The 12,114-nt window shown below is 65.7% G+C and carries 10 protein-coding genes and 1 other annotated feature; of the genes, 4 read left to right on the top strand and 6 right to left on the bottom strand.

The features are described from left to right. Window positions 1-772: 772 nt before the first annotated feature. Entirely contained in the window at window positions 773-1,678 is a 906-nt protein-coding gene (locus tag ACWIGI_RS34590) for a hypothetical protein (protein WP_454207561.1), read from the bottom strand. A gap of 35 nt (window positions 1,679-1,713) precedes the next feature. Further along, the gene (locus ACWIGI_RS34595) at window positions 1,714-3,762 is read right to left on the bottom strand and encodes an ATP-binding protein (protein ID WP_454207562.1); all 2,049 of its coding nucleotides are present in this window, start codon (window positions 3,760-3,762) and stop codon (window positions 1,714-1,716) included. Window positions 3,763-4,201: 439 nt separating this feature from the next. On the opposite strand from ACWIGI_RS34595, the gene ACWIGI_RS34600 reads away from it, so the two are divergent. Next, on the top strand, window positions 4,202-4,726 hold the full coding sequence (locus ACWIGI_RS34600) for a GNAT family N-acetyltransferase (protein WP_454207563.1): 525 nt from the start codon (window positions 4,202-4,204) through the stop codon (window positions 4,724-4,726). Window positions 4,727-4,872: 146 nt separating this feature from the next. Here ACWIGI_RS34600 and ACWIGI_RS34605 read toward each other — a convergent pair whose 3' ends face one another. Continuing rightward, the gene (locus tag ACWIGI_RS34605; RefSeq protein ID WP_454207565.1) at window positions 4,873-5,364 is read right to left on the bottom strand and encodes a hypothetical protein; all 492 of its coding nucleotides are present in this window, start codon (window positions 5,362-5,364) and stop codon (window positions 4,873-4,875) included. A 747-nt stretch (window positions 5,365-6,111) separates the two neighbouring features. Between ACWIGI_RS34605 and ACWIGI_RS34610 the strand changes: the two genes are divergently transcribed. Next, window positions 6,112-6,537 carry an actin-binding ADF family protein gene (locus tag ACWIGI_RS34610; protein ID WP_454207567.1) on the top strand — a complete coding sequence of 142 codons (426 nt, stop codon included), beginning with the start codon at window positions 6,112-6,114 and terminating at the stop codon, window positions 6,535-6,537. Window positions 6,538-6,854: 317 nt separating this feature from the next. On the opposite strand, the gene ACWIGI_RS34615 is transcribed toward ACWIGI_RS34610, so the two are convergent. Beyond that, a complete protein-coding gene (locus ACWIGI_RS34615) occupies window positions 6,855-7,664 on the bottom strand; it encodes an abortive infection family protein (RefSeq protein ID WP_454207569.1) in 810 nt (269 codons plus the stop codon). A gap of 340 nt (window positions 7,665-8,004) precedes the next feature. Here ACWIGI_RS34615 and ACWIGI_RS34620 point away from each other — a divergent pair, with 340 nt between their 5' ends. Then, entirely contained in the window at window positions 8,005-8,892 is an 888-nt protein-coding gene (locus ACWIGI_RS34620; protein WP_454207571.1) for a hypothetical protein, read from the top strand. 12 nt (window positions 8,893-8,904) lie between these two features. On the opposite strand, the gene ACWIGI_RS34625 is transcribed toward ACWIGI_RS34620, so the two are convergent. Together ACWIGI_RS34625 and ACWIGI_RS34630 are read right to left on the bottom strand one after the other, a co-directional pair. Further along, the gene (locus ACWIGI_RS34625; protein WP_454207573.1) at window positions 8,905-9,759 is read right to left on the bottom strand and encodes a DUF1266 domain-containing protein; all 855 of its coding nucleotides are present in this window, start codon (window positions 9,757-9,759) and stop codon (window positions 8,905-8,907) included. Between the two features lie 305 nt (window positions 9,760-10,064). After that, a protein-coding gene (locus ACWIGI_RS34630; RefSeq protein ID WP_454207575.1) for an IS3 family transposase occupies window positions 10,065-11,308 on the bottom strand; the annotation gives its coding sequence in 2 pieces (ribosomal slippage) (window positions 10,065-11,014 and window positions 11,014-11,308; 1,245 coding nt in all). Beyond that, window positions 10,893-11,021, bottom strand: a sequence feature (AL1L pseudoknot). Its footprint overlaps the gene before it by 129 nt. A gap of 344 nt (window positions 11,309-11,652) precedes the next feature. On the opposite strand from ACWIGI_RS34630, the gene ACWIGI_RS34635 reads away from it, so the two are divergent. Continuing rightward, a complete protein-coding gene (locus ACWIGI_RS34635; protein ID WP_454207576.1) occupies window positions 11,653-12,096 on the top strand; it encodes a hypothetical protein in 444 nt (147 codons plus the stop codon). Window positions 12,097-12,114 lie beyond the last annotated feature (18 nt).

Consider the following 12,114-nt stretch of genomic DNA (forward strand, 5'->3'; position numbering starts at 1 on the left):
GGTGAACCGTGTCCCGCTCCACCGATCCCCCGCACCGCGACTCATTCACGCGGTGGTTGCTATCTGTGTGCTCGCAGACGGCTTGCCGACCCTCGATGCCGGTCCGCCTGCGCCGTCGAAGCCTTCCTCGACATCGTCACTCGCGATCCTGGGCCCGCCCGGCGCACGCCCCGGCCGCGTGCGGGGGGAGCACGCGGCCGGGGAGTTGGCGCTAGCGAGCACGGCATGAACGTCGTGGTTGCCCCGAACGGGGCGAGCGTGACCGCGTACCCCGATCCCGGCCAGCCGGGAGTGGGACGCACAGGGCCGGACGGTCGATGAATCTGACTGTCTCGAAACAGAACAGGAGGTGCGTATGCGCGACGAGGCCTGCGCAAGGTGCCCTCGGTGATCATCGAGCGCGACCGCATCGGACACAACCTGTTGGCCGAGCATGACCTAGATGACGCATCTCGCTAGTCAGCGCTCGATCGGCGCGGCCGAAGGTCTGTGCAGCGGCTCGCTCCGTGGTGGTTCGAATCCGTCGCACGGATCTGTGCGTTGCGATTGGCCTCAGTCCGCTGTGTTGCCATGCAGGCGCACCAACCTGCGCGGCAGTGTTGATACTGGGTCGCCACGAATCGGGGACGGGGAACTGGGACGTGTGGGGAGGTATGTCAGTTGCTCTCGTCCAACGAATCGAAGCCGGACTTCGTGGGGATCATCATCGACATCGACCGAGCACGGTCTGGCGAGCCGCCGGCGGACCATCGCTCACGCTCGCGGGTGGCTCTCAGCCGTGCCAGCAGAGCCCGTCGTCGTACTCGTCGGCGTCGGAGGTCGCGGAGTGGTTCTCCGGGCGGTCGCGGTAGGCGGTCGCGGCGTCGTGGTCGGGGATCGTCCGGACGGTGGCCAGGATCGCGTCGCTGATCTGCTCGCCGTCGTGTCGGGCGGCGACGAACAGCTTGCACACGCGCATCTTCTCGCCCCGGTGGTCACGAGGGACCGCTACCACGTCTGCGGGATCGACGAACACCAGAATCGTGGCACTGCCGAACCCGGTGGCGTAGCTGTACGTTCCGACATGCAGACCGGCCGCGCAGGACTGATCACGGTCTTCATCGACGAGTTCACGCGCCATGGAGACGGTCGCTCCGACCGGGTACGGCACGTACCCGAGCACCGATTCGACGGTGCCGTCCTGGTGGGTGATCGTGACGTGTTCTCGACCCGAACACAGTGAGCGACCCTCAGCGCTGACGCCCTTGTAGCCGACGATCATGCCGTCGGGGGTGAGGGTGAAACCACCGGCGGCCAGCCACGCGAACAGCTGTGACCGCGATGCGGCCGAGGGGTTGGCTTCGAGACGGCGGGTGAACGCGCCGAACGCGGCGAGGTCACCGCCTTCTCGACGGACCCTGACCGCAGCCGCCAGGACGACCGCGTCAACGGGGTCGCCGTGGCTGATCCGGTAGGGGGTTTCGCAGTCACCGTCCACCGCGTCACGAACGTCGGCGGTGACCTGACGGATCTCAGCTTTTCCGGCGTGCGCGAGCTGGTGGACGCGGGTGATGTCGCGCCCGCCGTCGATGAGGTAGTCGCGCACGAGCGGGAACGCCGGGTCGGACGCTGAGATCATGATGTACTCGCCGCCGTCACCGATGACGGTGACGCCGGACTTGTCGATGATTTGCCGCATTGTGTTGTGTCCCTTTCGATGTGGTCGGTACTGGTCTACGCTGCGGCGCACACCGATGTTGCAGCAGCGATCGCGGGCACACTCGCGATGTAGTGGCCCAGGTGAACGATCTCGTGCTTGCGTGCGTGGGCTCCCCGCGTGGCCAGGACCGCACGCACCAAGGGATAGGTGCTCTCGATCTCCTGGGCGAGTGCGCCGATCCGGGTCTCGGCGGCAATGAACTCCGGGGTCTTGTGCAGGTGCATCGCCCGCCACAGCGGACGCAGGGCGTGGCCCGGTCGATCCGGTTTCGTGTGGTGTCGGTGAATCTCTGTCATGCGGTGCAGGATTCGGCCGCCGGGGTGGTCGGCGGGAACGTGCTCGGAAAGCGCCGAGGCCAGGGTGAACAGGTTCTGGTGATCGCTGTTCCTCAGGGCCACCGCGTCGAGGTCGAGTTCGGTGACCGACTCGGTGATGCGGATGGAGTGGCGCTCGTTCCAGTCGGTGACGTCGATGGCGTGGGGCACTTCGGCGGTGAACCGTGCGGGTGACTTCCGGTTCAAGCTCACGAGCACACCGTCGGCCAGGCTCTCGGGCACCGTGCCGGGCCCGCTCGCGGCGTACAGCACGGTCGTGGTGAGCGCGGCGATCCGGGAGAGCGTCATCACCTGAGTGCTGATGGCACCGTTCTGTTTGACGCTGACCGTGAAAGCCGGATCGGATTGCGCGGCACTGTGTTTGGCGCGCAAGCTCTGGAGTCGGGTGTGCATGTCGGCGTAGGAGACCACTGCCACCCCGGTGGTGCGCACGCCGATGGTGATGCTCTGGTCGTGACCTGCGACCGGCAGTTCGACGGCCTCGGCCGTGCCGCGAAGGGTCACGATGGTGGTCGTGTTCGCGGCGAAGTACTTGATGTACTTCGCGACTCCGCGCAATGTCCGGTTCTCGGGCACTCCGTGCACGACGAGCACCGTCGTGCACCATCGCCCGAACGCTCGCATCGGCACCGATTCGGCGAGTGTTCCCCGATTCCACGCCGTGCGAGCGGTGTCCGGCGCGCGAAAGTACACAGACACATCGTCTTTGAGCGACATGTGCTGGTGGATCGGCAGGTGCGAGGGGTTACCGTCACCGTCGAGTGTGGCGGCGCGAAGCTGCTGTGCCGCTTGTACATCGGTGGCGGCGAGGGCGGCGATCCGGTCCCCCAGCACCGCCCATGCGCGGGTGAACTCGGCCAGGGCGTGCTCGACGGCGGCTTCGGTGCGGGCGGTCGCGATCAGCGACTCGCGACTGGGAGTGTGATCGAAACTGCCGATGGGCAACTCGAGCACGCATCCCATATCGACCCGCTTGAGGATGGTCGCCGCGAGGTCGGTCGGGATCGCGAACAGGGTGCCGCCCGAGAGCACCGTCACGGTGCGGCCACCGTCCACACCGCCACAGCGGATCGGCCCGACCCACCTCGGCCCGCCCTGCATACTCGCCACCGGGCGACCGTCCACCACCACCGTCTCGGGCCGGTGCGCCGCCGCGACCGACTCCACGATCGGTCCCCACTGCGACAGCTTGTCGGCGCTGACCGGGATCGTGATCGTCGTGCCCGATGGCTGGTCGGTGACCACGTCAGCGACCAACACCTGGTGCTCGAGGTCGCGTGCCGCGCGCACCACCGTGCGGCGACCGTCTTTGACCGTGTCGATCACGAACGAATCGGTGACCGTCCACGCGGACTTCGCGCCGACACCCAACCCGCCGACCTGAGTGTTGGTGTCGCGCTTGGTCGATGCCGCGAACGCCAGATAGACCGCCTCGACCTCGGCCATCGTCATGCCCGTGCCCCGGTCGGTGACAACCAGAGTCGGGGTCAGCGCATCCGGTGTGCTCACCTCGACCGGGAACCTCGATCCGGCGGCGATCGTCGCATCGACCGCGTTCGCGATGTACTCACGCGCCACAGCGGTCTCGGGATTGGAGTACATGTCAACGAGCATTCCCATGATCCGCCGAGCACCGTCCTCGTCCACGAGCGAGGTCATCGTCGCGACCTCCGCCTCGGCGTAGTTGGTGTCGATGACGGTCACAGGTGAGACTGCGGGAATAGCCATGAGGTGCTCCAAATCAGTGGGTCGAACGATCAGATGCACCAATCGTGTTGTGCCCCAACGCAGATGTTTCAGGAGTGCGGTTCGACGAAATCACCGCCCGCCCTCGACCGCTTTGGATGCGGCAGCGGCGAACTGAATTGGGGAGGCGGCGGTTTCGGGCAGGTCGGCAAACCTGGTTCACCGCTGCCCGTGGACTTGTCGCGGTATCGACAGACCTCGGCGCGGCCGATCTCGGAGGCCGGCATCGTGGCCTGAAATCACCATCGCGTGGGCATGACCCGAGTTGATCTCGCCGTGGTGCAACTGCTCGGTCTCGGTCGCGATGTTCCGGAACCCTCGCAGGGTCGAGCTGGTGGTACCGGATCACTCGGTCGGGTCGGCCAGCGGGACATGTCAGTGCCACGCGGCAGAATCGAGCAGACCTCGAAGGGGAAAGACCATGGCGCACAACGAGTTCGATGACAGGCTCCGTAACAACCCGGGCAGCATGTACGACTACACAGAGTATTTGTGGCCGCGCCCGACACATCCGATCCTGCGCAAACTCAACCCGCGCCGCCTCCGATCGCGGCGCCGGGCCCGGCACGCGATCCGATACGAGCACTACGGGCCGGCGATCAGCGAAGGTCGTGCAACCGACGTTCGTTCAATCACCCTCTGGCACCGTGATCACGGATGGCCGGTAGGGAAGGTCAGCTACCTGATCTGCCATGATTGCCGACGCGGTTTCATCGGCAATCTGGACGTGGACAGAAGCCTGTGGGGCCAGGGCATCGCGACCCGCGTCCTGGAGCACATCCGCGAACCGATCCCTGGATATCTCTGGCGTACCAGCCTGCACCAGCCTTCTGCGAAAAGCTTCTGGCTATTGATCGCCGAACGCACCGGCGAGGACTACATCGACACCGATCGCGTCTGCGCGCACATGGAGCCGTTCTGGCACCGCGGATCAACACGGGCTTGAACCCGCTCCCATTGAGCGGATGCCGTGGGCGCGCTGATGAATTAGGAAACCGGATCACCGATCTGCCCGAGCTTCGGTTCCCGTTCGCGCCGGACGGGGGCCGTCGCAGTCACACAGCCGCGCCGACGAGAACTGCGATGCCCTTGTCAGGCGAGCATGTCCAGCACCTTGCGGGCCATGACCGCGTCGGGGCCGTCGGTGTCAGCGTGCGCGAGCACTGCTTGGGCCCACCGGTGCAATCCTGCGATGTCCAGGGTGGTTTCGAGCTTGGTCGAGTGCAGGCGCTTGAAGGCTTCAGTGATGGCGGCGTGCAAATGGTGGACGACCGCCCGAGCATTGGGATCGCTGTTCGCCAGTGGCGCCAGCTTCACGTGGACTTGGCCACCCACCACGTGGGCCTCGAGGTAGGGACGACTGCGAGGTCGTCCGTCCACGGTGAAGACGACGTTGTCGATGTCGGGGTGGGAGCGCAGATAGGAGTGGAATGCGTCGGAGATCCGCTGCGGCGAGGCAGTGATCGGGAAACGGCCCCAAGGCCAGTCGTCGCGGCCTTCTGCCGTTGCGACGCTGAGCCTGAGGCGAGGCGAGTCACAGGTCAGATGGAAGCGTGCCGGTTCAGACAATGGTGCGGTTGTCATGGGGCTGAGGTCCTCGGGTGAATTGTCGTCGGGTTCGGTAAGGCAACGGATCAACCTGCGGGCTGACACCAACGACACTTCCAACGGCCTCCTCTGATGTTGCACCGAGCGAGCCTCTTCCGTGGTATGCGGACCACGTGGCCGCGCCCTTGCGCTCAGGCGTGGACCGAACTTCCGGATCCAGTAGCGGTGGTGAGCCGAAAGATTGAGGAACTGGGGTCAGCGCGGATGGGGAATGTTTGGTAGCGGGCCCGTCGGTCGAGAATGCGAGGACGGGCACGATCGCTGTGGCCTGGGGGAATGCTCGCGTCCGCCCGCAACCCTGTGTGCCAGACGTGCCCCAACGAGGGATGTTCCTCCAGGTGTTCTGCAGCGGACAGGATGAATTGAGCCGCAACCGCGTTGCCCGCGGCTGCCCACCGGCAAATCTCCGCCGGGTCGCGAGCGCCGATGAGCTTGACGCGGCGCGCGATCTGACCGCCCGCTTCTTGCTGCTGGTCCGTGCCAGCACCAGTTGATTGACCTCGCGGTGTGTCTGGTTCGTCCCGCACCCTGGCAGGCGAAACAGACGGTCGACCAGGCATCGATAGCCGTACCGCCTATCCCTCGAGATCGCCGGGCAACCGGTTCGTTCCGAAGCAGAGCGACACCCGGGCGTGGAATGATCTCAGCGGCACGACATCTCAGCGCACACGAACCCGCAGCACCCGGACCTCTGCAGAATCATCTCGAAAGGATGACTCCCTCATGACATCTGGTGTCACCGTGTCCGACGACGTCGTTACACAGTTCGACGGCTTCAAGTCGAAACGGCTCACATACCGGTACTTCATCTACAAAATCGACAACGACTCGCAGATCGTCATCGAATCCACTGGTCCGATCGAAGACGACTACGAAAAGTTCTACGACACCCTGTCCAAGATCAAGGACGAGTGCCGCTACGCCCTCGTCGATCTGGAGGTGACGACACCTGATGGACGACCGACCTCGAAGATCGTCTTCATCAGCTTCTCGCCGGACACCGCCACGATCAAGAGCAAGATGCTGTACGCCTCGAGCAAGGAGGCCATCAAACGCGCCCTCGCCGGCGTCGAAATCCATCTCAATGTCACCGATGTCAGCGAGCTCGAGCGCAACTCCGTGATGGACAGCATCAAGAAGTACCTCTGACCGCAGACCCCACCAGTCGGCGACGGTGTTCGATCACCCCGACTGCATGAGGGAACCCGGACGTCCACCTCTCGGCGAACCTTCGACTGCGGCAGGAACGATCAGGAATCTGTGCAGGCGGCAGCCGGAGTCACAGTCGAGACCTCACAGGCCCGCGGCCGTTCGAAGCGCACACTGCACGGCCAGGTTCCGGATGTCCCTGCCGCGGAGGGGGTTCGCCGGGCGCGGTCTCGACGCGGTTGAAGTGACGGACATCGCCGCTCAGCATGAGGGGAGACGTCCGGATCCACTCGGCGTGTACAAACGTACGCGGTCCATCACGATCGCGGCGGCAAGGCCGCGAGGGTGTCGAGCATGAACGCCGACCACGCGGTTGCTGCCCGAACCGCGAGTCGGCCGTGCCGGAGTTCGAGCTGATCGGGGATGTGGCCGTGGTGGTGCCCTTCTCCCGCCGCGTTGCGGTACTCGATCACTCCTGCCGCCACTGCGCCGAGCCGCCCGAGCAGGCCCGCGAGTTTCTGGTCGTGCGCGGCCGCGGTCCGCTTGTCCAGGCCCAGCGCCTTCGCCGCGGCAGTGGTCAAGTGCGCGACGGTCGTGGTGGGGGCGAAGTCCTCGCCGCGTGCGGTGAGCACGGCCTTCGCGGTGGCCTCGAGCAGGTTCTTGGCTCGCCCGATCGCCACTGCCGGGTCGCTGTCCAGGGCGGCTTCGATTCGGCGTAACTCTGCGCGTAGCTCTTGCGGGGCGTCGAGCGCCTGCCCGGCTGTGTCGCCGAGCTCGCGCACCACGGCCACGACGTCTCCTGCGGCATCATCGTCGATCCGGCGCTGCAACTGGTCGAGCAGTTGTCCGGTGAGCTTGTCGTAGAAGGCTTTGCGTTCGGCGTAGGTATCCCGCAGGCGGCCGACTGCGACGCCCTGCTCGAGGCTCGTCCACCGGAAGGGGTTGTCGATACCGGCGCGCCGGAGAATTGCGTTGAGCTCGAGGCGCTCACGCCGATACTGCCGCTCATCCCGGTCCCCCGCGCCCGTGGCGGCGGCGGACAGCCGCGCGCACAACTCCCGGGCCAAGCCGACCGCACGCTCGCTCGCCGCGGGTGGGCGGGAGCAGCGACTCCTCGTCGTCGTCATCGGTCACGGAATCGAGTGTGCCGTGACCGCGAGCAGCCGGGGTGCACGCCGCGGCCCGCGAGTCGCCGCGGCCGGCGGCGGTAGTGGCTGCCGCGGCTACCGGTTCTCGCGAGCGCCGGCGTGCGAGCCGAGGCGAAGTCGCCAGCACGACAGCGGTGATGTAACTCGCCGGCGACCACGTGGTCCGGCTCCATCAGCCGGCCCTGGCCCGCGGCCGCACGCCGGATGTGCGATGAACAGGCCCACACCGTAGATTTTCAGCGAATGTACTTCACCACGCATCGGGGTGGTTCATGCACGGCGGTCGGGTGTGGTCAGTTGTGAGAGATCGGCGGGGGAAATGATCGAAGTCTGGGGCCGGCGAGTAGCCATCCGGTACGACCGGATGCGCCTCTATATCTCACCGTTGCAGCAGGACGCGAGCGTGCCGATCGATATCGGTCTCGCTGATCTGCTGCGCGTGCGGACCGTACTCGACCCGCAGGGTCGGCCGTTGCTGTTGCTGTTCCCGCGCTCACCCCACTTCGGGGTGAATGGGATTGCGCTGCAACGCCACCCGATCCCGATCGCGCTCGAACCCGAACTCGGGACACAGATTCAGGGGCTGGTCGCAGCGATCGAAAACGACCTCCGCGCGCTGCGGCGGGTGAGCCGCCCGCGCCGAGACCTCACACCGCCGCACCCGGTCGCTTCGCCTGCGGGCTCGCTCCGACCGGATGTTCACGCGGCCGCGGACCGCATGCACGACACGGGCAGCGTTCTCGACGAAATCGCCATCGTGCACGCGAGTGCTCGTCCCGATGAATACGTGCTGGACATGGCAGCCGCCATACACAGCCACGACAGCGTGCAGTGCGTGGTCGTGGTGAGCACGGTGCGCCTGATGGCCGTGTCCACGAGCAAGATCCGCGCGATTCCGGTCGGCCTCCTCGACCGCTCGGAGGTCACCGGCGACGCGGCAGCAGCGGTGTTGGGTGTCCGGGTGCAGGACCACGTCCTGCAATTCCACGACATGCAGCGGCGGGATGCGCGCCGTGTCGCGTTGGGCCTGGAGGTCGCGCGCGACATCGCGCGATTCGATGGATCGATCGAGATGGCTTGCCCCTCATCGGCGCAGCTCTTCGGCGAATGGCAGCTGCTCACGGAACGGCGCCGACTGGGAATGGTCCCCGACGATCGATTCCAGCACGAGGCCGTCGGCATCATGGTCGCCGCCGACGGGCACTGACCACCGGCGAGCTCACCCCTGCGGGGTTTCCCCGAACAGTGATCCGCCCGGGTGCAGCGCCACTCGCCGCCACGCGCTACCGGGCGCGATATGGATGTCCCGCAGCGTTTCTCTCCGGTCCGGGATCTGACGCTGCGCCGCGGCGAGATCCTTGGTCGCTGCCCAGAACACCGAGCCGGTGAGAAATCCATCAGCGAACTGGTGCCAGTTAGCGTAGTTGTGTTGCGCACGATCCAGACCCGCGTGCAGATACGACCATCCGGACTGCTGATCCAGGTATCCGGCGGTATAGGCGCCGCGCACGATCAGCACGAGCCGGGCCAGGTCCCAGGCGACGGTGTTGGTGTGCAACGGCTGCGGAAGCTGCTCGGTGATGCCGAGCGTGATCGCCTGCCGCCACGCGTCGTAGTCCCGCACGAGCCCGTCCACATCGCGGTAGCCGCGGTACCGCGCCATGACACGCAGGAAATCCCGATGCTCCTCGACCAGGCCGCCGCGGTCGATCTCGGTCCGGTCCGCGGCCGCGGCTGCCGCGAGAGGGTGAATCAGGTCGAACAGTGGCGCGTGCATGCCGTGCAGCAGCCGGCTCAGGGTGTCGCGGGCGTCGTCGGCGTTGTCCACACCCCACGATTCGTGGAGCATCTCGATCGCGCTTTCACGTCGTGTCGAGGTATCGGTGTGGTGCCGGGGTTCGAGCGCGAGGTCGTCGTTGTAGACGCTCCACTTGCTGGTGTAGAACGCACCGACCGCCAGGGCACGGATCTGGTCATCGGTAACTGCGGCGCCGGACCATTTCTTGACGAACGTTCCACCCAGCTCGGCAAACCCCATGGTTTCCGGCACCACCACCGTGGCATCGTCGGTCAACGTCTCCCCCTACTGCGCCGTGCCGCCGCTGCGGCCGCGGCTACCGATCGTACCCAGACCTGCGACCGTGCAACGCTCAGCCGACACGGCCGCGGAGAACCGCGGCAAGGCCTGGGTCCCGCAACACAATTCGGCGACCTCGCTCACCGATCACGCGTTCTGTCAGCGTCAGCACGCTATCCAGCGAGTGTTGAGACCGTGGGCGAACATGGCGATCACCGGGCGGCTTGGCAGTGGTCAACGTGGCCGGGGGCCGCACCCGCGACCAGCAATGAACCGTCACGAGTAAGGGACCGGCTTCGGATTCAGACCAGCGCCGGTCGGCGTGGCGATTGTTGAGAGTAGTACGCGGCTTCGTATTCGGCCGGACTCAGGTAGCCCAGTCGGGAGTGGAGCCGGGCGTTGTTGTACCAGTCGGCCCACTCCATGAGCGCGAATTCGACCTCGGTGAGCGTCTTGAACGGGCCGTGCCGGTTGACGACCTCGGTCTTGAACAAGCCGATGATCGATTCCGCAAGGGCGTTGTCATAGGCATCGCCAACCGAGCCAACGGATGCTGAGAGTCCTTGCAGAGCAAGTGATTCAGTGAATTTCACCGACGTGTATTGCGACCCGGCATCCGAGTGATGGATCAGACCAGGCTCGATCGGGTGCCCGTAATGGTCGCGGCGCCACACGGCCATATTGAGTGCCTTGGACACCAGCGAGGTCGTTTTCGTGGCCGCGGTGGTCCAGCCGACGATCGCGCGGGAGTAGGCGTCGAACACGAACGCCACATACGCCCATCCGGTCCAGGTCGACACATAGGTGAAATCGGCGACCCACACCAGATTCGGTGCGGCGGCGGTGAAGTCGCGATTGAGCTTGTCACCGGCGCGCACGCCATCCTTGGCGGCGATGGTAGTGCGCAGCTTGCGGCCTCGCACCACCCCGTTCATGCCCAATTCGCGCATGATCCGATCCACCGTGCAGAACGCCACGTCATGGCCGCAGCGACGTAGATAGCGGGTCATTTTCCTGCGGCCATACATTTGCTCCGCCTGGCCGGTCAGATCGCGTAACGCGTTCTCCACGTGAGCATCTGCGATATCCCGCGCCGAGGCCGGCCGACGCCGGGCCTTGCGATAGGTCCTGGGCGCGATCTGGATTCCGTGCGCAACCAGCGCACGGCAGATCGACTCGACGCCGAAGACCCGACGGTATTCGTCGATGAACCCGACGATCAGCGGAGTCGCGGGTCGAGTTCCCGCGCGAAAAAAGCCGAGGCAGCTTTCAGAATGTCGTTGGCCTGCTTGAGATCTCGGACCTCTTTACGCAGCCGCGCCAGCTCCTCACGCTCGGCCACCGACAGCCCCGCACCGGCCTTGCCGACCGGCGGCGCGCCCTGCGCGAGCGCCTTCTTCACCCATACTCGCAACGTCTCGTAATGCACATCCACCAGCGGACCGATCGCCCTCGCGGCGGCATACGGAGACTCGAACTCATCGAGGCGCTCCAAGACCAGACGCACGGCCTTCTCACGAACCTCGGGTGGGTAACGCTTCGTCATGATGGGAACCATCTTCCACTAGGAAGAAGCGGCCCCCAACCCGTGACGGTTCACAACCGTTCTTGCCCAGGCCGATGCGGGCAGTCAGCTTCGGAGGTGTGATGATCCTGTTTCAGCCCGAGCGGTATCGTCTGTCTGCCCCCGGTCAGGGTCGTTGCCCAAACACTGCACGATCAAAGGCTCGGCAGTGCCGCGGGCAGCACATATCACCCGGCCCGTGAGGACTGAACCATGTTGAACGCGCCGCGCGCGGACCTGACAACGCTGTCCGGTGAGGTCGAATGACTTCTCGAGATCACTCTCAGGGAAGTGTGTCCGAAAGTGCTGTCCTGCAATATCTTCGGATGATCGCGGATGTTTCGACCGAAGCCGGACACGGCTGCCCTGAGTGGGTGTATCGGTCCTCCTATCACTTGCTGCTGGACCTGGGGCGATTCTTCGTATCGGGGCCGCGGCCTCCGGGCATCGCCAAGATGCCCGATCGATTGTGCTACGAGAACGCAGCGGCCACCGCACGCGCTCATCACGGCCTGCTCTACACCGAGGGGCTCGCGACGCCCAGTGTCGCCAGCGCACTACCCCTCGAGCACGCGTGGTGTGTCACGCCCGACGGTAGCGTGATCGATCCGACGTGGGAGTCCGCTGGGGCCGTCTATTTCGGTGTTGCGCTGGCCGATTCGACGATGGTTCCCACCGGTGGTGGCGGGCTGCTCTCGGATTTCGACCGATGTCTGCCACTGCTGCGGGACGGCCTGCCCGCTGCGGCGTTGGCAACCTTCCATCGTTGACCGCACAGGATGCCTTCG

This window comes from Nocardia sp. NPDC055321 (assembly GCF_053645575.1).